18 protein-coding genes are annotated in these 22404 nt (G+C 68.3%); 7 read left to right on the forward strand and 11 right to left on the reverse strand.

The features are described 5' to 3' along the window. Positions 1 to 10: 10 nt before the first annotated feature. From FDA38_RS29230 to FDA38_RS29240, 3 genes are read right to left on the reverse strand one after another with little or no spacing between them, the layout of a single operon-like run. On the reverse strand, positions 11 to 889 hold the full coding sequence (locus tag FDA38_RS29230) for an RNA polymerase sigma-70 factor (protein ID WP_137257335.1): 879 nt from the start codon (positions 887 to 889) through the stop codon (positions 11 to 13). Positions 890 to 902: 13 nt separating this feature from the next. Further along, positions 903 to 1121, reverse strand: coding sequence for a hypothetical protein (locus FDA38_RS29235; protein ID WP_137257336.1), 219 nt, complete (start codon positions 1119 to 1121; stop codon positions 903 to 905). Further along, positions 1118 to 1873 carry an SDR family oxidoreductase gene (locus FDA38_RS29240; protein WP_137257337.1) on the reverse strand — a complete coding sequence of 252 codons (756 nt, stop codon included), beginning with the start codon at positions 1871 to 1873 and terminating at the stop codon, positions 1118 to 1120. The genes FDA38_RS29235 and FDA38_RS29240 overlap by 4 nt, the downstream gene beginning before the upstream one ends. Positions 1874 to 1998: 125 nt before the next feature. Here FDA38_RS29240 and FDA38_RS29245 point away from each other — a divergent pair, with 125 nt between their 5' ends. Beyond that, on the forward strand, positions 1999 to 3225 hold the full coding sequence (locus FDA38_RS29245; protein ID WP_202877890.1) for a low temperature requirement protein A: 1227 nt from the start codon (positions 1999 to 2001) through the stop codon (positions 3223 to 3225). Here FDA38_RS29245 and FDA38_RS29250 read toward each other — a convergent pair. After that, positions 3182 to 3745, reverse strand: coding sequence for a TetR/AcrR family transcriptional regulator (locus FDA38_RS29250; RefSeq protein ID WP_137257338.1), 564 nt, complete (start codon positions 3743 to 3745; stop codon positions 3182 to 3184). The genes FDA38_RS29245 and FDA38_RS29250 overlap by 44 nt on opposite strands. Before the next feature lie 91 nt (positions 3746 to 3836). Here FDA38_RS29250 and FDA38_RS29255 point away from each other — a divergent pair, with 91 nt between their 5' ends. Continuing rightward, positions 3837 to 4742: an SDR family oxidoreductase gene (locus FDA38_RS29255; RefSeq protein ID WP_137257339.1), complete on the forward strand. Its 906-nt coding sequence runs from the start codon at positions 3837 to 3839 to the stop codon at positions 4740 to 4742. On the opposite strand, the gene FDA38_RS29260 is transcribed toward FDA38_RS29255, so the two are convergent. Continuing rightward, positions 4739 to 5731, reverse strand: a complete 993-nt coding sequence (locus tag FDA38_RS29260; RefSeq protein ID WP_137257340.1) for a Gfo/Idh/MocA family protein — start codon at positions 5729 to 5731, stop codon at positions 4739 to 4741. The genes FDA38_RS29255 and FDA38_RS29260 overlap by 4 nt on opposite strands. A gap of 10 nt (positions 5732 to 5741) precedes the next feature. Continuing rightward, positions 5742 to 6722 carry a Gfo/Idh/MocA family protein gene (locus tag FDA38_RS29265; protein WP_137257341.1) on the reverse strand — a complete coding sequence of 327 codons (981 nt, stop codon included), beginning with the start codon at positions 6720 to 6722 and terminating at the stop codon, positions 5742 to 5744. 168 nt (positions 6723 to 6890) lie between these two features. On the opposite strand from FDA38_RS29265, the gene FDA38_RS29270 reads away from it, so the two are divergent. Genes FDA38_RS29270 through FDA38_RS29280 form a run of 3 tightly spaced genes read left to right on the forward strand, consistent with a single transcriptional unit; the run spans position 6891 to position 11294 of the window. Continuing rightward, a complete protein-coding gene (locus FDA38_RS29270) occupies positions 6891 to 8054 on the forward strand; it encodes an ROK family transcriptional regulator (protein ID WP_137257342.1) in 1164 nt (387 codons plus the stop codon). 58 nt (positions 8055 to 8112) lie between these two features. Next, positions 8113 to 9843 carry a DUF4832 domain-containing protein gene (locus FDA38_RS29275; protein ID WP_233714986.1) on the forward strand — a complete coding sequence of 577 codons (1731 nt, stop codon included), beginning with the start codon at positions 8113 to 8115 and terminating at the stop codon, positions 9841 to 9843. A 17-nt stretch (positions 9844 to 9860) separates the two neighbouring features. Beyond that, positions 9861 to 11294 carry a DUF4832 domain-containing protein gene (locus tag FDA38_RS29280; RefSeq protein ID WP_137257343.1) on the forward strand — a complete coding sequence of 478 codons (1434 nt, stop codon included), beginning with the start codon at positions 9861 to 9863 and terminating at the stop codon, positions 11292 to 11294. On the opposite strand, the gene FDA38_RS29285 is transcribed toward FDA38_RS29280, so the two are convergent. The 4 genes from FDA38_RS29285 to ftsH all read right to left on the reverse strand — a co-directional run bounded on the left by FDA38_RS29285 (position 11284) and on the right by ftsH (position 19709). Beyond that, positions 11284 to 16074 carry an Ig-like domain repeat protein gene (locus FDA38_RS29285; RefSeq protein WP_137257344.1) on the reverse strand — a complete coding sequence of 1597 codons (4791 nt, stop codon included), beginning with the start codon at positions 16072 to 16074 and terminating at the stop codon, positions 11284 to 11286. The two genes, FDA38_RS29280 and FDA38_RS29285, sit on opposite strands and share 11 nt — an antisense overlap. Positions 16075 to 16089: 15 nt before the next feature. Next, positions 16090 to 16656, reverse strand: coding sequence for a hypothetical protein (locus FDA38_RS29290; RefSeq protein WP_202877891.1), 567 nt, complete (start codon positions 16654 to 16656; stop codon positions 16090 to 16092). 151 nt (positions 16657 to 16807) lie between these two features. Then, the gene (locus FDA38_RS29295; protein ID WP_137257345.1) at positions 16808 to 17455 is read right to left on the reverse strand and encodes a hypothetical protein; all 648 of its coding nucleotides are present in this window, start codon (positions 17453 to 17455) and stop codon (positions 16808 to 16810) included. 172 nt (positions 17456 to 17627) lie between these two features. Then, complete coding sequence (ftsH, locus tag FDA38_RS29300) at positions 17628 to 19709, reverse strand: ATP-dependent zinc metalloprotease FtsH (RefSeq protein ID WP_137257346.1); 2082 nt, start codon at positions 19707 to 19709, stop codon at positions 17628 to 17630. 64 nt (positions 19710 to 19773) lie between these two features. Between ftsH and FDA38_RS29305 the strand changes: the two genes are divergently transcribed. Continuing rightward, positions 19774 to 20706 carry a nucleoside hydrolase gene (locus FDA38_RS29305; RefSeq protein ID WP_137257347.1) on the forward strand — a complete coding sequence of 311 codons (933 nt, stop codon included), beginning with the start codon at positions 19774 to 19776 and terminating at the stop codon, positions 20704 to 20706. A 70-nt stretch (positions 20707 to 20776) separates the two neighbouring features. Beyond that, a complete protein-coding gene (locus FDA38_RS29310; protein WP_137257348.1) occupies positions 20777 to 21442 on the forward strand; it encodes an ATP-dependent Clp protease proteolytic subunit in 666 nt (221 codons plus the stop codon). Here FDA38_RS29310 and FDA38_RS29315 read toward each other — a convergent pair. Beyond that, positions 21426 to 22400: a quinone oxidoreductase family protein gene (locus FDA38_RS29315; RefSeq protein WP_137257349.1), complete on the reverse strand. Its 975-nt coding sequence runs from the start codon at positions 22398 to 22400 to the stop codon at positions 21426 to 21428. The genes FDA38_RS29310 and FDA38_RS29315 overlap by 17 nt on opposite strands. Between the last annotated feature and the right edge of the window lie 4 nt (positions 22401 to 22404).

Genomic DNA, 22404 nt, shown 5'->3' on the forward strand with positions numbered 1-22404 from the left:
CTCCTCCAGCTCAAGCGACAGCGGTGGCGTGGGTGATCTTGGCCGGGTTCATCATCCACAGCACCTCGTCGATGCCGTCGTCCGACGCGATCACAGTGCAGACCGCGAACATCACACCGTCGCGCTCCAGCATCGCGATCGCGCGACCGTTCGCCCGGCCGAACTCCACCGTGACGCCGACCCAGAAGCGGTCGTGGAACGCCCGGTGGTACTTCGCCACCCGATCCCGCCCGACGACCGGGAACTTCGACGCGCGCGCCGCCCCGCCGCCGTCGGAGTAGCTGATCGCGTCCTTCGCGAGCAGCTGCTCCAGCACCGCGAGATCACCCGACCGCGCCGCCTCGACGAATGCCGAGAGCAACTTCTTCTGCTGGCCCCCGCTGACCTCGGTACGGCGTTCCGCCCGGATCCGCTTCCGGGCCCGGCTGACGAGCTGCCGCACCGCCGGCTCGGTCGACTGCAGCATCGTGGCCAGCTCGTCGTACGGGTAGTCGAACGCCTCACGCAGGATGTACGCCGCCCGCTCGGTGGGTGACAGCCGCTCGAGCACGAGGAGGACGGCGAAACTCAGCGCCTCCCCGCGCTCGGCACCGAGGTACGGATCAGCGCTGGTGTCGACCGGCTCCGGCAGCCACGGCCCGATGTAGGTCTCCCGCCGGGCACGCGCGGACTGGCTCGCGTTGATCGCGAGCCTGGTCACCGCCGTCGACAGGTACGCCACCGGGCTCTGGACCGCACTGCGGTCCGCGGCCTGCCAGCGCAGCCACACCTCCTGGACCAGGTCCTCGGCCTCTGTGTGGCTACCCAGCATCCGGTACGCGATCCCCATCAGGCGCGGCCGCACCTCGTTGAAGACCGCGACCGCCGCGTCGAGATCGTCGAGCTCCATCGACACCCTTCTGTCACTCCCCTGCCGGAGAATACGGTGGTTCGTCGCCTTCGAGCGCCTCGATCGCGCCGTGCAGGCTGTTCAGATCGGCGGTCTCGGCCTGAGCCTCGTACGGATCGAGCGCCCAGTCGAGCTCGTCGTCCTCGGACGCTGTGCCCGCCGCGTCCAGCTCGATGTCGGCCTCGACCTCTACCTCGAGCTCCTGCAACTCGTCGTTCGTGCCCATGGTCATCGACCGGCCTGCGCGGCGTACCACTCGTCGTAGTGCAGCTCGCCGAGGGTGGCGGGGCCGACGGGGACCAGGCTGCGCTCCTTCAGCTCGGCGCCGAAGTACAGGGCGTGCGGGTCGGAGACGACCTCGCGGGCGTCGCCGCGCTGCGCCAGCGCCTTCCGGAAGAACTCGTCCATCCGGTACTCGTCCGGACCGGCGATGTCGATCCGCGCGTTCAGCGGCTCCCCCACCGCGACCTTCCCGAGGTTCTTCGCGACGTCCTCACCGGCGATCGGCGCCCACGCGACCGGCGCGATGTGCACCTTGCCGTCGTCGCCGGTGCCCGAGTCCGCGGTCGGCCCGACGAACTCGAAGAACTGGGTCGAGTGCACCAGCGAGTACGGCAGGCCGGAGGCCTTGATCAGCTCCTCCTGGGCGATCTTCGCGGCGAAGTAGGCGTTCTCCGGCATCCGCTCGGTGCCGACGATCGAGATCCCGACGTGGTGCCGGACGCCGGCCGCGTCCTCGGCCTGCAGCACGTTGCTGGTCGAGGTCTTGAAGAACTCCATCACCGGCCCGGCCTCGAACGACGGCGAGTTGGCCACGTCGACGACGACGTCGACGCCCTTCAGCGCATCGGCCAGACCCTCTCCGGTGATCGTGTTGACACCGGTGCTCGGTGCCGCCGGCACCGCCTCGTGGCCGTGCTCGGTGAGCTTCGCCACCAGCTTCGTGCCGATCATGCCGGTGCCGCCGATCACGACGATCTTCATCGCAGAACCCCTTCGATTGTCTTTGGCTGTCACCAGGTAAGACAGGGCACCTCTCCCGCCTGTGACAGTCACAGCCGATGCTTGTGTCCTGTCTCACTGAGTGACACCTGACGAAGGGACACCCCGTGCCGAACGCCACGGTCCGGATCCGCGTGCGGATGACCGCGCGGCCGATCGACGAGCCGAACCGCGTCTCCAGCCAGCTGGAGCTGCTGTTCGACCTGACCTTCGTGGTCGCGGTCGCCGCGGTCACCGAGCAGTTCGCGCACACGATCGCCGAGGGCCACGGCGGCGACGGCGTCCTGCCGTTCCTGCAGGTGTTCTTCGCGATCTGGTGGGCGTGGATGAACTTCACCTGGTTCGCCTCGTCGTACGACACCGACGACGTCACATACCGGATCCTGACGATGGTGCAGATGGCCGGCGTGCTGCTGCTCGCCGCGGGCGTCCCGGCGGCCGCGGACCACGGCGACTACCTGATGATCACGATCGGCTACCTGATCATGCGGCTCGGGCTGATCTCGCTCTGGTTGCGTGCGGGCATCGAGGATCCGGACTCACGACGTACTGCGTTCCGCTACGCGTTCGGCATCGGGGTGTTGCAGCTGGGCTGGTTCGGGCGGCTGTATCTGGCCGACGCCGGCGCGTCCGACACCGTGCTGCTGGTCGCGTTCATCGCCCTCGCGATCCTCGAGCTGTCCGTGCCGCTGTGGGCCGAGCGGCCGCGGGCGACGCACTGGCACCCGCATCACATCGCGGAGCGGTACGGGCTGTTCACGATCATCCTGCTCGGCGAAGCGGTCCTGGCCGCGTCCAACGCAGTACGGCGTGCTGTCGAGGAGATCAACGTGAGTGCCGAGCTGATCGCGGTCGCCGCCTGCGGTCTGGTGATCCTGTTCGCGTTGTGGTGGTTGTACTTCCTGCGTCCGGCCGGTCCGCGGCTCGAGGAGCGCCGGGATCGCTCGTACCGCTGGGGCTACGGCCACTACGGGATCTTCGCGTCGCTCGCCGCGCTCGGCGCCGGGCTGGAGGTCGTCGTCGAGCAGACCAGCCACGAACTGCACATCTCCCCGACCGCCGCGAGCTACTCCGTCGCCATCCCGGCCGCCTGCTTCGTCGGGCTGCTCTGGGGCGTGCACCGAATCATCTCGGAGCCGTCCCGCGTCCACCTCGGTACGTCGTTCGCCGGCGTGGTGATCCTGCTGCTCCTGCCGCTCGCGACCCCGCTGGTCGGCTCGCTCGCAGACCTTGCCCTCATCGCGGCCACCTGTGTCGCGCTCGTCGCGGTCGCCTCCTGGGACGAAGGCGTCAGGCAGTCAGACCGGACAGTGTCTTCAACGTCGACCGAATGACGTCCACGATGGGCTCACCCTCCGGGTCGTTGATCCACCGCTCGAACGACACCCGGAACACCGCGACCCCGGTCTCGGCCGCCAGCGGCGCGACGTCGGGAGCGACCCCGCGCTCGAGCAACCCCTTGGTCAGCGCGGTCGTCAGCGCAGCCATCTTGATCAGCTCGCGCTCGCGCAGCTCGGGGGTCGCGTTGATCACGCCCTGACGGCGCCGCGAGTACTCCCGGCGGATGTCGTCGAAGAACTCGGCCGACGCGAGGACGGCGGCCGCGACCGCCTCCATCGGCGTCGCGTCCGCCGGCGCATCCGCCAGCGCCTTGACCATCAGCTGCTCGAGGAGCTCGGATCCGGCGAACAGCACCTCGCGCTTGTCGGCGAAGTGCCGGAAGAACGTGCGCGCGGTGACGCCGGCCCGGTCGGCGATATCGGCAACGGTCGTGCCGTCGTACCCGCGCTCGGCGTACAGCGCCATCGCCGCCTCACGCAGCCGCCCGGCCGCATCCGGTTCCCACCGTCCCATGGGTCGATCCTAGCTGATGTCATTGACTGACATCAGAGTGTGTAGCATGGTGATGTCAGTCAATGACATCACTCTTTGGAGGGAATCTCCCATGCGCGTGTTCATCACCGGAGCATCCGGGCACGTCGGTTCGGCGCTCGTCCCGGAACTCCTGCACAACGGCCACTCGGTCCTCGGCCTGGCCCGCTCCGACGCGTCGGCGAAACGGCTGACGGACTGGGGCGCCGAGGTCGTCCGCGGTGACCTCGACGACCTCGATCGGCTGCAGGCAGGGGCCGCAGCCGCGGACGGGGTCGTGCACCTCGCGTTCCGCCACGACGCCATGCAGGCGGGCGATATGGCCGGCGCGGCGGCGTCCGATCTCGCCGCGCTACAGGCGATCGGCGACACTCTTGCCGGCACGGACAAACCGCTGGTCAGTACGTCGGGCACCGGCATGCTCGCCGGCATCGTCAAGGACCGGACCGGGACCGAGGACGACTTCGACCCGTCCGGCGGCTACCGCATCGACGCGGAGAACCTCGTGATCGAACTGGCGGCCAAGGGCGTTCGCTCCTCGATCATCCGGCTACCGCAGATCACCCATAGCCGGCTCGACCACCACGGCTTCGCGCCCTCGCTGATCGCATTCGCCCGGCAGAACGGCTTCTCGGCGTACGTCGGTGACGGGTCGAACCGCTGGCCGTCCGTGCACACCCTCGACGCCGCGCGGCTCTACCGTTTGGCCCTCGAGTCGGCACCTGCGGGCAGCCGCCTGCACGCCGTCCAGGACGAAGGCATCGAGTTCCGGGCGATTGCCGAGGCCATCGGCGCGGGTCTCGGTCTTCAGGCCCGCTCGGTGACGGCGGACGAGGCACCGCAGTACCTCAGTTTCCTCGCCCGCTTCGCCGGCATGAACAGTCCGACGTCCTCCGCCCGGACGCGTGAGCTGCTCGGATGGCAGCCCACGCACCCGGGTCTGCTCGCGGACCTGGCGGAGGGGTTCTACTTCGCTTAGACCTTCAGTACGGGCGCGATCGTCTTCGAGCGTGAGCCTTCGTACGCCGCGAGCAGGATGCCGAGGACGGCGATACCTTCCTCCTCGGTGTGCAGCGGACGGGTCTTGCCGAGCAGGGAGTCGGCGAAGTGGCCGACCTCGGCGATGAACGTGTCGACCGGCTCGAAGTCGAAGGTCTCGGTCTCGCCGGACCGGAGGCGGTAGGACAACGTCGTACCGTCGCTGGTCAGTGAGCCGAGCTCGCCGACGGCGGAGAAGCGTTCGGTGGACGCGGCCGGCTGGTAGGCCCAGCTGGTCACGAGCTGACCGACGACCCCGTTGTCGAACTTGATCAGGACCTGCGCGGAGTCCTCGCCCTCCATGAACTTCAACCGGTGCGTGGAGAGCATCGCGGTCGCCTCGACCGGCAGCCCGCCGGCGAGGTGCAGCATCAGATAGGTGGGGTGGTACCCGGTGTCAATGAGCTCGCCACCGCCGCTCGTCTTGCTGCTCGCCCGCCAGCCCATCGAGCTCGGGTCGAAGTCGTTGTAGAAGCTGTCGGTCGTCCGTACTTCGTAGACCGTGCCGATCGTGCCGGCCTCGAGCAACTCCTTGGCCTTCGCGACCGCCGGCATGAACAGCTGGTTGTGCGCGCACATCAGCGTCACGCCGTTCTTGACCACCGCTTTGCGCACATCGGCTGCTTCCTCGGCCGACAGGCACAGCGGCTTCTCGCAGAGGATGTGCTTGCCCGCCTCGGCCGCCGCGACGATCGCGCCGCGGTGGAGGTGGTGCGGCAGACAGATGTCGACCGCGTCCAGCTCCTCGTTGGCGAGCATCTCGCGATAATCGGTGTACGGCGTTGCGCCCAGCTCCTCGCCGCGCTTCTTCGCCGTCTCCTCGACAGCGTCCGCGACAGCTGTCACGCCGATCTTGTCGGCGTGCGCCCGGTAACCCTTGATGTGCGCCGAAGCGATCCCGCCGGCGCCGATGAGTCCAACCTTGAGCATCGAACTCTCCTCACTTGTAGGCGATGGCGTTACCGGTCTTGGCGGCCTCGTTCGCAGCCACCACCAAACGGGTCAACTCGACTGCGCGCGCGATGTTCTCGTCCGCGCGGGTCCCGTTGTTGATGTGATCGACCCACTGCGCGAACGCGTCCGTACCGTGCTCCGGCACGTCCACCTGCTCGCCGTTGACCAGCAGGACGTTGCCGGCATCGGTGTACGTGAGCGTCCCGTCCGTACCGAACAGCTCGATCGTGAACGGGTTGTTGCTCGCGAACCCGGCCTCGATCACGCCGATCTTCTGGTCCGGGTACCCGACGACCACGACAGCGTTGTCTTCCAGACCGCGTTCGGCGATCGAACGGTACGTCGCGCTGACCGTGTCGGGCTGCGCGCCGAGGAACAGTTGGGTCAGGTAGACCGGGTGGCAGCCGAGGTCGGTCAGCGCGCCGCCGATCGCGGTCGACGGCTCGAAGAACCGCTGCGGCAACCAGCCCTCGACACCGTCGCGCGGGATGGCGCCGTCATGCGAGAGCCGGACCCGGCCGTACGTGATCGTGCCGAGCGTGCCGTCGTCGATGACCTCGCTGATCGCCTGCGTGTAGCCGTGGTAGAGCCGCGGCAGCGACACGATCAGCTTCACGCCGGCGGCGTCCGTCGCGGCAACGATCTCCTCGGCCTCGGCGACCGTCGGAGCGAGCACTTTCTCGGTGAAGATGTGCTTGCCGGCTTGGGCTGCCTTGACCATCACGTCGCGGTGCACGTCGGTCGGCGTCGTGATCACCACGCCGTCGAGGTCGTCGCGCGCGAGCAGTGCGTCGAGGTCGCCGGTGAACTCGACGCCGAACTGTTCGGCAGCGGACTTGCCCCGGTCGGCATCGTCGTCCCAGACGGCCACCAGGTCCGTCCCGGGGTGCGCCTGGGCCTGCCTCGAATAGTCGCCGGCATGCACGTGCCAGAAGCTGAGGGTCGCGATCTTCAGTGGGTTGGACACCTGGTCCTCCTGAGGCGAAAACGTTTCGGATCGACCGTCAGCAGACGACGGTACAACGTTGTCAGGAGGTCTGGACAGGGGTGCGGCGCGCCCTTTCACACGGTGAGATCCGTGCGCAGTCGGAGTGCTTATAGTTATCCGGGAGTCCTGGATAACTGAGGAGCCGCGATGAGTGAGGAGCCGGTCGGCGGGGATCTCTCGCGGTTGCGTCAGCTCAACGCATCCGCCGTACTGCGGGAGTTGCGGGGCGATCAGCCGCTCACCCTGACCGAGTTGTCGAAGCGCACGGGGCTGTCGCGCGCGTCGACCGAGGATGTTGCACGCGACTTGCTCGGCCGCGGGTGGCTGGCCGAGGTTGCGCCGGCGCTGGGGTCGGTCGGGCGACCGGCGCGGCGGTACCGGTTCAACGCCGGGGCGGGGCGGTTGCTCGGGGTGGACATCGGCGGACACAAGGCGCTCGCGCTGGTCACGGATCTCGACGGCGAGGTCCTCAACCAGACCCGCATCACGGTCGACCCCGAGGCGGGCCGGCGCGAGCGGCTCGCCGTACTCGACCGCTGCGTGGCGAAGGCGCTGGCCGGAGCGGGCGTCGAGGCGAGCCAGATCTGGTCCACCGGCGTAGCCACCACCGGCCTCGTCGACGCCTCCGGCAAGGTCATGCTGTCGGACTCCCTGCCGGAATGGAGCGGCGTGGACCTGACCGCTCATGTACGCCGGTTGGTGCCGGGGCCCGTCCGCGTGGAGAACGACTGCAAACTCGCCGCCCTCGCCGAAACCTGGCGCGGAGTCGCCCGCTACGCCAAAGACGTCGTCTTCCTCCTGGCCGGCCTCCGCACCGGCGCCGGCCTGATCATCGACGGCAAACTCCACCGAGGCTTCGCCAACTGGTCCGGCGAAATAGGCGCCCTCCCTGCCGCAGGCTGGCTAAGAGCCCCCGAACACCTCACCAACTGGCTCGAGACCACCGCTCGGCCGACCGGCGCCGGCCCGACCTCCTCCCCCACCTCCGGTGGGTTCGAGCGCGTGTTTCTTGCGGCTCGGGGTGGGGATGCGTCTGCGGTGCAGGCGGTGCATTTGTATGTGCAGGATCTTGCTGTCGGAGCTTCAGCTCTTGTGCTGACTCTGGATCCGCAGCTCGTGGTGATCGGGGGTGGGTTTTCGCGGTCGGCTGACGTGATGGTGGAGCCGTTGCGGCGGGAGTTGGACCGGTGGTGTCTGCGGACGCCGGAGATCCGCGTGTCCGCGTTTGCCGACGAAGGGGTCGCGCTGGGTGCGGTCCGGCTCGCGCTGGATGAGGTGGAGGCGACGATCAGGACCGGCCTGAGACCTTGACATAATTTTCCTGGACTCCATGATTATTCCATCGCCCCGCCCAGCGAGAGGAAGCATCATGATGCGTCCGTTCCGTCTGCTCAGCGCACTCGTCATCGGTGCGCTGCTCGCCGCCCTCCTGGTCTCCCCCGCCCAGGCGACGATCAGTGGCACCTCTGCGACCAACACCGCCACGACCGTCACCTACCGCTTCTCCTACACCGGCGCCCCGCAGTTCCTCCGCGTGTACGTCGACACCGACCGCAACGCCTCGACCGGCTACGCACAGGCCGGCACCGGCGCCGACTACCTGCTCGAGAACGGCAGCCTCTACCAGCACACCGGCACCGGCTGGAGCTGGACGCTCGTCCGCACAGTCACGTTCTCCAGCGCGAGCAACGTCGCCCAGTGGACGGTGAACCGAGCGGACCTCGGCGAGACCGCGACCCCCGGCGATGCCGACCTGATCTTCCAGGTCGAGTCCCCGTTGGAGACCTCCACGAAGCTCACGCAGACCTATTCGTCCGGCGGTGGTTCCATCACCTACACGCCGTCGAGCGAGAACTTCGCGAACCCCGAGCGCGGCTTCTACCACCACACCGGCGACTGCGACAAAGCCGACTTCTCCCAGAGCACCCTGCAGAGCTACCGCACCAGTCAGGGCATCTCGCTCGTGATGTGCGTCTTCTACCTGGCCGAGTACAAGAACGGCCCGATCGCCCAGGCCGCCCTCGACCAGCTCCAGCAGCAGATCAACACCGTGCGAGCGGCCGGTCTGAAGATGGTCCTCCGCTTCGCGTACACGACCTCGACCGCCGGCGACGACACCACCAAGGACCGGATCCTGGCCCACCTCGACCAGCTCGCGCCGTACCTGAACTCCGGCAAGGACGTCATCGCCGTCGTCCAGGCAGGTCTCATCGGCGCGTGGGGTGAGTGGTACTACACGCAGAACTTCGGCAACGCCGGCACCGTCACCTCGACCGACTGGGCCAACCGCAAGGCCGTCACCGACAAGCTGCTGAGCGTCGTCCCGTCGACCCGGATGATCCAGCTCCGCACGCCGAAGTTCAAGCGCACCATGTACTCGACGACCGCCGTACAACCGGGCAGCGCCTACAACGGCTCGGCCCTGTCGCGGATCGGTCACCACAACGACTGCTTTCTCGCCAGCCCCGACGACTTCGGCACGTACGAGAACACGTCGGTCGAGTACCCGTACCTGCAGGCCGACACGACGTACGTCCCGATGGGCGGCGAGACCTGCGGGTCGAACCCGCCGCGCTCCAGCTGCCCGACCGCGACCGGCGAGCTCGCGCAGTTCCACTGGTCGTTCATCAACACCGACTACGAGCCGACCGTCCTCAACTCGTCGAACACCGGTGGCTGCCTCGCCGACATCAGCAAGAACCTCGGCTACCGCTTCCGCCTCGAGTCCGGCACCTTCCCCGCCACCGCCTCGGTCGGCGGCAGCCTGCCGATCTCGTTCACCGTCCACAACGACGGCTACGCGACGCCCTTCAACCCCCGCAACCTCGAGCTGGTACTGCGCAACACGTCGACCGGCTCGATCTACAAGCTCGCGATGAGCTCCGACCCGCGCCGCTGGACCGCCGATACGTCGACGACCGTCTCGCAGACGCTCACGCTGCCCACCAATCTTCCGGCAGGTTCGTACTCCCTGCTGCTGAACCTGCCGGATCCTCTCCTGTCCACCCGCCCCGAGTACTCCATCCACCTCGCGAACCAGGGCACCTGGGACGCAGGCACCGGGATGAACTCGCTCCTGCACACGCTCACCGTCAGCTAGCTCGAGGAGACACACGCATGAGACGGCTTGCCGCAAGCCTTGCGGTGGTTGGGTTACTGCTACCGACCCAGACCGCGATGGCACACCACGCTCCGCCTGCCAGCACTGTCACCTACACGACCTCGGACGAGGTGATTTCCAACCAGGAGCGGGGTTTCTACCACCACGCCGAGACGCACTACTACGCCGACAATTCCGGCTACGTCCCGCTCGACGTGACCAAGCTGCGCAACTTCCGCACCCAGGAGCACATCACCCAGATCCTCCGGCTGTTCTACCTGGAGAAGTTCTCCAAGCAGGACGTCATCGACAAGCACTACCTCGACCTGATGCAGGCCGACTTCAACACCGCCCGCGCAGCCGGCGTGAAGATGATCGTCCGGTTCGCCTACGCGCTCCCCGGTGACGGCTGGCCGCCGCCCACGCCGTACGGCGATGCGCCGGTGGCCCGCGTCGTCAAGCAGATCAAGCAGTTGACACCGATCCTGCGCAAGAACGCCGACATGATCGCGGTCGTCCAGTCCGGCTTCGTCGGCCTCTGGGGCGAGGGCTACTACACCGACTACTTCTCGAACCCGGCCGACCCGAGCCAGGTCTCGGACCAGAACTGGGCCGACCGCAAGGCAGTCATCGACGCACTGCTCCAGGCGTTGCCGAAGGACAAGATGGTCCAGGTGCGGACGCCGTACATGAAGCAACGGATGTACGGCGTGCCGACCGGGACCGCAGGTGGGCTGACCGCCCAGCAGGCGTACAACGGCTCGGCGGTGGCGCGGATCGGGCAGCACAACGACTGCTTCCTGGCGAGCCCGGACGACTTCGGGACGTACCTGAGCGACCCGATCCAGCTGGACAAGGATTTCGTTGCCCAGGACACCAACTATGTGCCGGAGGGCGGCGAGACCTGTGGCGTCGACGCGCCGCGGTCGGAGTGGCCGTCGGCGTCGGCCGAGATGGCCGCGCTGCACTTCTCGTTCCTGAACATCGAGTACCACCCGGACGTGCTGGCCAGCTGGGGCGACAACATCAACATCGCGAAGCAGAAGCTCGGCTACCGGTTCGCGCTGACCCAGTCCACGGTGAGCCAGTCGCACGGCAAGGCCCAGGTCGGCGTGAAGATCCGGAACGACGGATGGGCGGCGCCGTACAACCCGCGCCAGGTGCAGCTGGTGTTCCAGAACTCCAAGCACACCTACCGGGTGAACGTGCCGGCCGACCCGCGTCGTTGGGGCGCCGGCCAGACGGTGAGCCTGAACTGGAGCGTGAAGCTGCCCAAGGGCAAGTACAAGGTCCTGCTCAACATCGCGGACCCGAAGCTGCAGTCCCAGGCCCACCTGCCAGGTTCCACCGAGACCTACAACGCCGTGTATGCGGTGCAGTTGGCCAACAATGGAACCTGGCAGTCGAGCACTGGTTACAACGATCTGCAGCAGACGGTGACTATCGGATAGGCGCCCACGGGCCGTACTGGTCGCCCGGAGCCTGGTTCCGGGTCCACCACTTGGCTTGGTAGCGCTTGTCCTTGTAGAGCACCACGTCACCCTTCTCGAAGATGCGGGACGGCGTCCACAGCGTCGTCCCGTCTTCGGTCATCGCGAGCTCCTGCCAGGCGCCGTACGCGTCGCCCGGCGGCAGCAGGATGCTCGCCCAGGCCGCCTCGTACGGCTTGCCCTTGTAGGACACCTTCGCGCCGGCCTTGTACAGCGTCTTCGCGTTCCACGCCTGCGGCAGGTTCACGGTCACCCCGACCGTGGCCTGCGCCGGCTCGAAGGAGTCGCTGCCGGTGTACGACGCGGTCAGCGCGTGCGCCCCCGCCGCGAGCCCGACCGGCAGCGTGAACGTCGCCTTCCCGTTCGTCACCGGCGCCGTACCGCGCACCTTCGTGCCTTCACGGAGCTCGACCGTCCCGGTGACCGGGAACTTGCCCGCCGCAACGTTCACGACGACCTTGGCCGCGGTACCCCATTGAGCGGTAACAGCCGGGGCGGTCAGTGCCGGCTGACCCTTGCGCGTCCGGAACACGGCCGGCTGCGCGACCGCGATCCCGTCGTCCGCACTCGTCGCGGTGACGACCCAGCCGTACGACGTCGCGGGCGCCAAGCCGTTCCACGTCGTCGTCGCCGTACCGTTGGCGACGACGCTGGCCGTGCCGATCACACCGTTCGGCACATAGGCCGCCAGCGAGTCGGTGGTGAACGAGGTCTTCCGCGTGGTCAGGTCGACCGGCAGCGTGAGGTTGTCCTCGGCGCCGTTGTACCGCGGCTTGGTCTGGCTGCCGTCCTGGCGGATGTCGTACTCGGTCGCCCCGAAGTTGTTCAGGAACGGCGAGTACGTGTCGATGTGCATCTCGGCGCGCTTGACGTCGAACTGCAGCAGCCGAAGGAAGCTCGCCCCGAACTGCAGCCGATCGGTCGCCTTGTGGTCCGGCGTACCATCACCGTTCACATCAATGTTGCCCGCGGCATCGACCAGCGCAGGCCAGAGTTCACCGGCGGGCACCGTGTAGAACTGGTAGTCCGCCAGCAACTCGACCACGTCGTGCGCGACCGTCACGCCGACCTTCGTCTTCAGGTTGGTGCCGACACCGTGCTCGTGACCGGCCAGCACCAGGAACACGTTCGGGTTGCTCTCGACGACCTGCTTGTACAGCGGCGAGCCGTCCGGTGCCGAGAAGCCGGTGTCGCGGCCGTCCGGGTTCGTCGAGGGACGCAGGTAGTCGTGCGACAGCAGGATCCCGTTGCGGTCCTTGTACCGCTTGAAGATCGAGTCCGCCCAGTTGGCTTCCTGCGGCGTCACGCCGTACGACAGGCCGACCGCGACGAAGTCCAGACCGCCGGCCGAGAACAGCACGTAGTTGTTCTGGTTGTCCTTGCCCGGCGTGATCGATCCGTCCGGGTTCACCTTCTCGTCCCAGGCGTGGTACTCCGAACCGGCCGGCCAGCCCTTCGCGACCTCCTGGTACCGCTCCGCGCTGAAGGTCTTGCTGAACCGGGACGCCGGCCCGGTCTCCGCGCCGAGCTGGTTGTCGTGGTTACCGGCGATGACCTGGTTGACGACGCCCTTCTGGTCGAGGATGTCCTGGTACGACGACGCGAGCGCGAGCTCCTTCTCGACCTCCTCGTTGAGGCCCGGCCGCTGCAGCGAGCCGTCCGGGTTCTTCGCCAGCGGGTCGTAGTAGTCGTTCTCGATCACGTCGCCGGTGTGCGCGGCGTACTGGATCTTGCGGCCGGCACTGTTGTCCGCGATCCACTGCACCTCGTTCCGGTACGCGGCGGCCCAGATCGCCTGCTCCTCGGCCGTCATCACGTCGCTGGGCTCCTTGACGCCGTCCCAGTCGTCGTACGTCCCGCCCGCCGCACCCTCGGTCAGGTACTGCGTGTCGGTGAAGTGCGCGATCGAGAAGTCGTACGACGCCGGGTCCTCGAAGTGATCCTTGTCGTTCTGCGCCGAGGCGTCCCGCGGCGACAGGTCATCCGCGAACGGGTCCTCCCCCGTCACCAGCACGTGCACGACACCACCATCGCGGTACTGCGCGCCAACCTGCGCCGTCAGCACAGCGCTCTGCCCAGCCGCACCTCGCCCGCTGGTCAGCACGACCCACTTCTTCGCCATCGGGTCCCACGCCCTCAGCGCAACAACTCGCTTAGGGTCGATCGTCCCCTCCCACCGCAGCGTGCTGTCCTTCGCCACGTTCAGGTCGTACCGCTGGAACACCACATCCCGGCTCGACGTCGTGTCGACCGTCTTCCCGTCCAACGGCTTGAGCGAGTTCACGTCGACGACCTTGTCGTGCGCGACGTCGAGCGCGGTCGGCACGTCGGCAGCCTCGCCCTGATACCCCTGGGACGGGGTAACCACGTCAGCCTTCGTGAAGGTCGCGGTCAGCGGGACACCCGCTTCGCCGGGGATCTTCGCCGACAGCGTGGCGGTCTGCTCGTTGACACCGGCAACTGAAGCACCGAGATCGGTGGGTACATCGGGGATGCTCGCGCTGGTGAAATGGATCTGGCGAGTGGCCGTGTTGCCCAGCGTGTCCGCGGCCGTCACCGCGATCGTGTGCGCGCCGGCGGGCAGACCGTGGCCGATCTGGTCGCCCTGCTTCACCGGGGCGCCGTCGAGCGTGATCAGCGGCGTACCAGCGAGCCCCGTCGCGTCCTCGACGTTCACCATCAGCGCGATTGTCGACGTGATCCGCTGGCCCTCGGCCGGGACGCTGCTGTCGACCGTCGGTGCCGAGTTGTCGACGGTGAAGTGACGGGTCGCGGTCTTGTCCGCGACGACCGCCTCGATCGTGTGCGCGCCGTCCGCGATCGCGGTCGTGTCGACGTCGGCGCGACGGCCGAGCGCCGGCAGCGGCGACCCGTCCTGGGCGGTGACGTCGAAGGTGATCGTCTTCCGCAGCTCGGCGTTGTGGCTGCTGCCGCAGGTGCCGTCGCCGATGTAGACGGTCACCGGCGTACCGACCGGGTACGTCGCCGAGCCGATCGTGACGTTGCTCTCGGCAATCTCCTTGCTCAGCTGGGTCGCCTTGGCGCCGTTCGGTGTGAGCTCGAAGTCCCGCATCGTGAAGTCGTCGTAGTTGTCACACCCACCGGGCTTCGCGCTACCCCGGTCGTTGCCGGCCACGAACTCGAGCACGTTGACGCCCGGCACGAGCCACTCGTTCGGGAACGTCAGCTCGGCGGTCTCCTTCTCCCAGACACCGAGGTCGAGCGGGATGCCGTTGATCAGCACCTTGTTGTCGTACCCGTTGTCCGAACCGTTGCCGCCGACAAACAGCTTCAGGTGCGCGTCGCCACCACTGCCGAGCGTATCCACGGTCCTCGTGGTCGGCGCGTCGGCAACTGTGAAGTGGAACTCGGCCTCCTTGTTCGGGCCACACGTACCGTCGCCCAGGGCAAGGATCGCGTCGGTCGTCTCGGTCCTCGTGGTGGTCGAACCGGTCGTCGTCAGCAGGTACGTCGTACCGCGGGTGACCGAGCCGGCGGCGACGAGGCTGGGCGCGCTGAGCTTGAAGTCGTCATGGTTGGCACAAGTCGCGCCGTTCAAGGTGCCGTTGTAGTCGCCGGTTCTCACCTGAACGGTGTTGTCACCGAGCTTCAGATAGCGCTGCGGGAACTTGACCGCTGCGGTCTCCGCGCCGCTCACGCCGTAGTCGCCACCGAGATCGACACGGTTGCCGTTGACAAGCAAGTAGTTCTGGTAGCGCGCCTCGACCGAGTTCCCCGCCTCGACGGTCACGCCGAACGTCGCCGTACCGGCAGCCAGGGTCTCGTCGTTCTGCGCGGGGCTGCCGTCGATCGCGAGCGACTCGACGCCGGACCGGCTGCCGGTCGGTACGGCGGCGATCACCGGCTGCTCGCCCTTCACGACGATGCCGTCGGCCGGGGTGATCTTCGGGGCACCGGCCGGAGCGTTGTTGACCTGGACGGTCGCGACCGTGGTCGCGCCGGAGGTGGTCGTCGCGGCGATCGTGTGTTCGCCGTTGCTCAGCTGGGTGGTGTCGAGGTCCTTGCGGAGTCCCGCCGTACTGCCGGGCTCGCCGGAGATGACGAAGGTCAGGTCCTGGGCGAGCAGGTGCTTCGCCGTACCGCAGGTGCCGTCGCCGAAGCTGTAGCTGAAGTCGTTCTGCTCGCCGTCGATCGCGATCCCGAGCAGGCTCAGGCTGATACTGCTCAACGGGAAGTCGTCGTAGTTCGGGCAGCGACCGCCCTCGCCGTACGGCAGGACCTCGTAGCCGACCGCGGCGGTGTTGGTGGTGTCGACCCAGGCCGCGCCGGCGTGCACGGTGACCGTGTTGACGCCGGTGTGCAGCCACTCGCCGGGCAGGTCGAGCTTGCCGCTCTGACCGCCGGCGATGTCCGGGAAGAAGACCTTGTCGGTGCGGCCGTTGACGGTGAGGTAGTTGTGGTACCGCGCCTCGGTGCCGTTCCCGCCCATGTCGAACGCGAAGTGCGCCGTACCGGCGGTCTTGTCGGCGTCGACCTGCTGACCGTCGACCTTCAGCGCGACCACCGAGTCGTTCTCGGCGCTCGGCTCGGCGGTGACAGCGGTCGTGCCTTCGAGGGTCTGGCCGTCGCGGAGGTTCAGCGTCGGCACGCCGGTCGACTCCGCCGCGGCGGCAGCTTCCGCGCCTGATGTCGTCGAGACGATCGCGGCGCCGGAGCCGGCGACCAGTGCGGCCGCGAGCATCGCCACGGCGGCTCGCCACCGTCTGAATCGGAACGTCATGGCAGGGATCTCCTTTTACAGGCGGGCCGCGAGCTGCGTTGCGGCGTACGCGGTCATGACGACGCCGGCCAGCGTGATACCGGCGGCGGCGAACAGTGGTGCCACACGCGTGGCGACGTACAAGAGGTGATGCGAGCGGCCGCCGCGGACGACGACGTTGCTGCCGGCAACAGCCAGCAACCCGACGCCGAACAGCACGACAGCCATACCGATTCCGAACGTGATGACGAGCAACAGGGCGAACCCGGCCCGGCCGAGGAACAACCCGGCCACCAGTACGAGGAACGCCGAGGGCGACGGCGTCAATCCACCCGAGATCCCCAGCATGAACAACCCCGGCCGGGACACCTCATGCCCATGTCCATGCCCATGACCGTGTCCACGTTGGTGCCTGTGCCGTCTGAACAACCAGATGCCCGTAGCAACTACCAACAAGCCACCGACCAGTTGCAGCCCAGTCGTCAACTGCTCCATCTGCACAACATTCGCCAACGACAAGAACGTCCAAGCAATCCCGATGACGAGCACCGACAACGTGTGCATGACCGCAACCGACCCACCCAGCCAGGCGGCATCCCGCACCCGCCCGCGCTCCCCACCAGATACGCCGCCGCGAGGCTCTTCCCATGCCCCGGCATCACCGCATGTCCCGCCCCCGCCGCAAACGCCAGCAGAAACGCAACCGGCGGGACTCCCGGCGAATGAATGAACCCCTCGAGCTGATCAGCAAGACTCATGAGCGCCGCCGTACACCGAACACACCCAGGGCAACCAGCAGAACCGCACCGACAACAGCTCCCAACTGGACAGCCGCGCTACGCCCGAGATGCGACTCCTCGACAGCACCCAGCGTCCAGTCGTGCCGATCGTTCCCGTCGCCATACACCGCACGCGCACCGTTCGGCCCGGTGGCGAGCGTCTTGTACGCCGGGTTGAGATCCGTCAGCGTCTTCACGGTCACCGACACCTCGCCCACCGCAGCCGGGCAGGTGTAGTCGATCGACACGCCGACCTTCGCGAGATCAGCCGCGGGCTGCACCGACCCCGCGCACTCCTTGCCCCGGCTGGCGACCGTGATCTGCCGGAGCAGGTACTCGCTCAGCTTCGGCGACGGCCCCATCGCGACGGCGTCGGCCGGCTGGTAGATCACCGCGCCGTCCATCATCACCCGGTCCCGCGGCAGTACACCGAGCGCGACCCCGAGCAACGTCAGGTCGTCGAGCCCGCCGACCTTCCAGCGCAGATGAACGACCGCACCGTCACCCGCGATGTCCACGGTCTGCGGATCCCCGAACGGATGCGCAGCCGCCGGCAGCACTCCACCGGCCATCGCCAGGGCCGCAACAGCGATCCCCAGCAACAGCCGTCCGAACCTGGGCAACCGTCAACGCTCCGAGCACTCGCGGTCCCCCAAGACACGCGCCACACGTAACCGCGCCGGACTCTGTCAACGCCCAGGTAACGAACCATCCCTCTCAGGTGGTCCTCAGGGAACGCGCAGGTGAACGGTTCCCGTCGTCACCATTCATTCGGAAACTATCTTCCGGCGAACGTCAGCCAGCCGTGTCGTCGCGGGCCGACGTCTGCGGTTCCGGGGTCAGCTCGGGTCGGTTGTTGTGCGGGATTCCCGCCGCGGCGTACGCGTCCGCCTCGTCGAGCGTCTCGTGCAGGAGGAGTTGCTCGGCGATCGAGTCGAGGCGCGGGCGGTTGTCGCGGAGCAGGCGGCGGGCCTCGGCGTAGCACTGTTCGATCAGGCTGCGGACCTCCGAGTCGACGGTGTTGAGCAACTCGTCCGACACACCCGCCGTACGCGCGTCGCCCTCGGACGGAAGGATCGACACCGGCCCGATCGCGTCGGACATGCCCCATCGCCCGACCATCGAGCGAGCGATCCGGGTCGCCGTCTCGAGGTCGCTCTCGGCGCCGGTCGTGACCACCCCGAGGACCTCCTGCTCGGCCGCCATCCCGCCGAGTGCGCCGATGATCCGGCCGCGCAGGTACTCCACGTCGTACCCGTAGCGGTCGGTATCCGGCGTCGACAGGGTCACGCCCAGCGCGCGGCCGCGCGGGATGATCGACACCTTGCGGACCGGGTCCGCGCCCTTCTGGATCATCCCGAGCAGCGCGTGCCCGCCTTCGTGGTACGCCGTCCGCCGGCGCTCCTCCTCCGGCATGACCACGTTCCGCGCCGCGCCGAGCTGGATCTTCTCGAGCGCGTCGGTGAGATCCCGCTGGGTGATCTGCGACTCGCCCTGCCGTGCGGCCGCCAGCGCCGCCTCGTTCAGCAGGTTGGCGAGATCGGCGCCGGTCATCCCCGGCGTGGACTTCGACAGCGCGTTCAGGTCGGCGTCCGACGCGAGCGGCTTGCCACGCGCGTGCACCTTCAGGATCGCCTCGCGGCCCGGCTGGTCCGGCGCGTTCACGGTGATCGTCCGGTCGAACCGCCCGGGCCGCAGCAGCGCCGGGTCCAGGACGTCGGCGCGGTTCGTGGCCGCGAGCGTGACGACGCCCTCGGTGCCGGAGAAGCCGTCCATCTCGGTGAGGATCTGGTTCAGCGTCTGCTCGCCCTCGTCGTGGCCGCCGATCGAGCGGGCACCGCCGCGAGCGCGGCCGATGGTGTCGATCTCGTCGATGAAGATGATCGCCGGCGCCACCTTGCGCGCCTCACCGAACAGCTCCCGGACCCGGCTCGCACCGACACCCACGATCATCTCGATGAACTCCGACGCGCTCGCGGAGAAGAACGGTACGCCGGCCTCACCCGCGGTCGCCCGCGCCAGCAACGTCTTCCCGGTACCGGGCGCGCCCTCCAGCAGCACGCCCTTCGGCGCGCGTGCCCCGAGCCGCCGGTACTTGTCCGGATCCTTGAGGTAGTCGACGACCTCCTCGATCTCGGCCTCGACCTCGTCGATCCCCGCGACGTCGGCGAACGTCACCCGGACCGTGCTCGGGTCGACCGGCTTCTTCTGCTGACCGCCGCCGCCGAACAGCCCACCGACGCCGCCGAGCCCGCCCGCGGCCCGCTGCCGCCGGAACAGCCACCAGTAGAACGCCGCGATCAGGATGAACGGGCCGAGCGAGATCAGCAGGTTCACCAGCACACCACGCTGCGCGACCACCGGCGTCGCCCGGACCGTGGCGCCGCCCTTCTGCAGGTCGCCGTACAGGTTGTCGTTCGCGAACGTCGGCCGCTCGGTGGTGAACTTCGTGAAGGTCTGGTCGGTCTTGCCCGGCACCGGCGCGGCCGCCTTCAGCCGGCCCTGGATGGTGTCACCCCGGGCGAAGATCTCGGCGACGTTCTGCTTCTGCACCTGCGCGGTGAAGTCGGTGTACGCGATGGTCTGCTCGCCGCCGGCCAGCTGGTCCTGCATCGTCGTGAGCAGGAACAGCACGAGGTAGCCGCCGACGATCCACGCGGCCCACTTCCACCATTTCGGGCGGCGCGGCTTGTCGCCGTCACCGTGCCCGGGCGGCAGTCCCTCGGTCCGCCACGGCTTGTGCGGAGGCCGCTGCGATCCGTCGCCCTGACCAGAGCCCTGCCCGGAGCCTTGACCGGAGCCTTGGTCCCGACCGGAGCCCGGCCCGCGGTCGGCCGTGGACTGGTCCTGCGCCGGCGGCTGATCCTTCTCGCTCATGAAGCCAACATAGGACCTGAATCGCCCGGGAAACAGCAACAACTCCAGCGTCGTACCCTGGCGCATGGTCAGACGTCTTATCCTCGACTGCGATCCCGGCCACGACGACGCGATGGCGATCCTCCTCGCGGTGGCGGATCCGGCCGTGGACCTGGTCGCGGTGACGACGGTGGCCGGCAACCAGACCGTCGACAAGTGCACGGTGAACGCTCGCCGGGTCCTGTCCCTCGCGGGTGTGTCCGACATCCCGGTCGCGCGCGGCGCAGATCGGCCGTTGGTACGACGCTTGCGTATCGCGGACGACGTACACGGACAGACCGGTCTCGACGGGCCGTTGTTCGACGACGAGCCGTCGGTGCCGGAGTCGCCGTACTCCGCGCACGAGCTGCTGGTCGAGGTACTGCGGACAACCCCGGCGACGATCGTCGCGACCGGGGCGCTGACGAACATCGCGCGACTGCTCTCGGACGAGCCGGCGCTCGCGGCGAACATCACCGAGATCGTCTGGATGGGCGGATCCACCGACCGTGGCAACATCGCCCCGCTCGCCGAGGCCAACGCGTACGTCGACCCCGAGGCGGCGGACCTCGTCGTACGGTCCGGGGTGCCGTTCACGATGTGCGGTTTGAACGTGACGCATCAGGCGCTGGTGACGGCCGACGTACTCGCCCGCTTCGAGCAGATCGGGACGCCGCTGGCGCGGGTCTGCAGGGAGTGGATGACGTACTTCGCGTCGACGTACCGCGACTTGTTCGGCTTCGAGTCGCCGCCACTGCATGATCCGGTCGCGGTCGCGCGCGTGATCGACCCGGCGATCGTCGGCTGCGTCGAGGCAAACCTCGTCATCGAGACCCAAGGCGAGTGGACCGCCGGCGCGACCGTCGTCGACCTGGACGGCTACACCGGCCGCCCGCCCAACGCACAGATTGCGGTCACGCTGGACCAGGCCGCGTTCTGGGATCGCATGGTCGGTGCCGTGGCCTCGTTCGTCTGCTGACAGCGGAAGACCCTTCTGCGGTCGGCCGCCATGCCGCAAGGTGGAGAGGACGAAGCAACCGGAGGAAAGCATGTACCTGGAGAAGCGCGCCGCAACCTGGCCACCCGGCCCGGAGATCCCGAGCCCAGGAGTCCCGCAAAGGCCTGGGGTGCCGGCTCCGGCCCCTGGAGCTCCCCAGCCCATCCTCCCGTCCTGGTACGAGCCGACCTCGATCAGTCTCGAGCGGGAGCTGGCTGATCGGCTGCTTGCGCAGCGGACGATCCTGGTCGACGGACGGCTGGATGAGCTGCTGGCCAGTCACGTGGCTGCGCAACTGCTCCTGCTCGATGCCCGCAGCAACGATCCGATCGTGCTGCATCTGTCCTCGGCGGAATCCGAGCTGGACGCCGCGCTCGCACTCGTCGGCGCGATCGACCTGATCAGCGCTCCGGTCCACGTCGTTGCCCGGGGCACTGTCCGCGGTCCGGCGATCGCCGTACTCGCGGCCGCCGCGCAGCGCGAGGCCCATCGGCACACGGTGTTCGTTCTGTCGACGCCCAAGGTCACGGCGGACGGCACGGCCGACCGGCTCGCAGCATTCGCCGACGAGCACCAGCGGCAGCTCGCCCGCCTGCGGGACCTGATCGCCGACGCAACCGGGCGATCAGCCGACGAGGTGGCCAACGACCTGGACCCGGGTCGCGTCCTGAGCGCCGAGGAGGCGAAGGACTACGGTCTGATCACCCAGCTGCTGTGATCGTGAGCACCAGGCGGCCGGTGGTATCGCCGGTCGCCTGCCGCTTCCACGCGTCCGCGACCTCGTCGAGCGTGACCGTCTCGTGAGCCACCGCGATCGCGCCGAACGCCGCATGCTGCAGTACGGCGGTCAACGCATCCCGCCGCTGATCCGACGTCAGCGCGTTGTTCGTGTAGCCGAGCACGCTCGCCGTCCGGCTCCGCAGTACCGCCGAGGAGAACACCGCCTCGTCCCCCGACGACCCACCGAGATTGACCAGCCGCCCACCTGGAGCCAGCACCCGCGCCGCAGCCGTCGCCGCCACACCGAACACCGGATCAACCACCACGTCGTACGACGCTGAGCCGAGCCGACCCGTCAGCTCGTCCACATCGGTGCTCGCGGCAACCACCTCGTCCGCACCGGCCGCCCGCGCACGCTCCCGCGCCGCCTCGGACCGCGCGACCGCCACCACACGCGACGCCCCGAGAACCCGCGCCGCACCGACCGCTACCTGCCCGACCGCGCCACCACCACCGAGCACAAGCACCTGCTCCCCCGGCTGCAGCTGCGCCCGCCAGGTCAACGCCATCCACCCAGCCACTCCCGACAACCCGATCGCGGCCACCGCGGCATCCGCGACCGGTGTGTCCAACGCAATCAGGTCATCGTCGGGTACGGCGGCCCGCTCCGCGAAGCTTCCGTCGCCCGAAGCCATCCCGGCCGACGTCGCGAAGAACACCCGCGTCCCCGGCGCCACCACCTCGGACTGCTCGACCACGCCGACGCCTTGCACACCAGGGACGTACGGCAACGCCGGCGGCCCGAAGTACGACGTACCGGAAGCGCAAAGCAAATCCAGCGGCACGACCGGAGCGGCCGTCACGCGCACGATCGACACGCCCTCCCCGGCAACCGGATCCGGATGCTCGACGTGCTTCGGCGGCTCGCCATGAGTGTGCAGTACTGCGGCTCGCACGCGC

It is taken from the genome of Kribbella jiaozuonensis, assembly GCF_005233875.1.
Lineage (GTDB): Bacteria > Actinomycetota > Actinomycetes > Propionibacteriales > Kribbellaceae > Kribbella > Kribbella jiaozuonensis.

What these genes read in the sequence shown, in the direction of transcription:
- FDA38_RS29240 (WP_137257337.1), bottom strand. Translation starts at nt 1,873, where the DNA reads ATGAAGATCGTCGTGATCGGCGGCACCGGCATGATCGGCACGAAGCTG.
- ftsH (WP_137257346.1), bottom strand. Translation starts at nt 19,709, where the DNA reads ATGAGCGAGAAGGATCAGCCGCCGGCGCAGGACCAGTCCACGGCCGAC.
- FDA38_RS29275 (WP_233714986.1), top strand. Translation starts at nt 8,113, where the DNA reads ATGATGCGTCCGTTCCGTCTGCTCAGCGCACTCGTCATCGGTGCGCTG.
- FDA38_RS29235 (WP_137257336.1), bottom strand. Translation starts at nt 1,121, where the DNA reads ATGACCATGGGCACGAACGACGAGTTGCAGGAGCTCGAGGTAGAGGTC.
- FDA38_RS29250 (WP_137257338.1), bottom strand. Translation starts at nt 3,745, where the DNA reads ATGGGACGGTGGGAACCGGATGCGGCCGGGCGGCTGCGTGAGGCGGCG.
- FDA38_RS29285 (WP_137257344.1), bottom strand. Translation starts at nt 16,074, where the DNA reads ATGACGTTCCGATTCAGACGGTGGCGAGCCGCCGTGGCGATGCTCGCG.
- FDA38_RS29230 (WP_137257335.1), bottom strand. Translation starts at nt 889, where the DNA reads ATGGAGCTCGACGATCTCGACGCGGCGGTCGCGGTCTTCAACGAGGTG.
- FDA38_RS29270 (WP_137257342.1), top strand. Translation starts at nt 6,891, where the DNA reads ATGAGTGAGGAGCCGGTCGGCGGGGATCTCTCGCGGTTGCGTCAGCTC.
- FDA38_RS29280 (WP_137257343.1), top strand. Translation starts at nt 9,861, where the DNA reads ATGAGACGGCTTGCCGCAAGCCTTGCGGTGGTTGGGTTACTGCTACCG.
- FDA38_RS29310 (WP_137257348.1), top strand. Translation starts at nt 20,777, where the DNA reads ATGTACCTGGAGAAGCGCGCCGCAACCTGGCCACCCGGCCCGGAGATC.
- FDA38_RS29305 (WP_137257347.1), top strand. Translation starts at nt 19,774, where the DNA reads ATGGTCAGACGTCTTATCCTCGACTGCGATCCCGGCCACGACGACGCG.
- FDA38_RS29260 (WP_137257340.1), bottom strand. Translation starts at nt 5,731, where the DNA reads ATGCTCAAGGTTGGACTCATCGGCGCCGGCGGGATCGCTTCGGCGCAC.
- FDA38_RS29255 (WP_137257339.1), top strand. Translation starts at nt 3,837, where the DNA reads ATGCGCGTGTTCATCACCGGAGCATCCGGGCACGTCGGTTCGGCGCTC.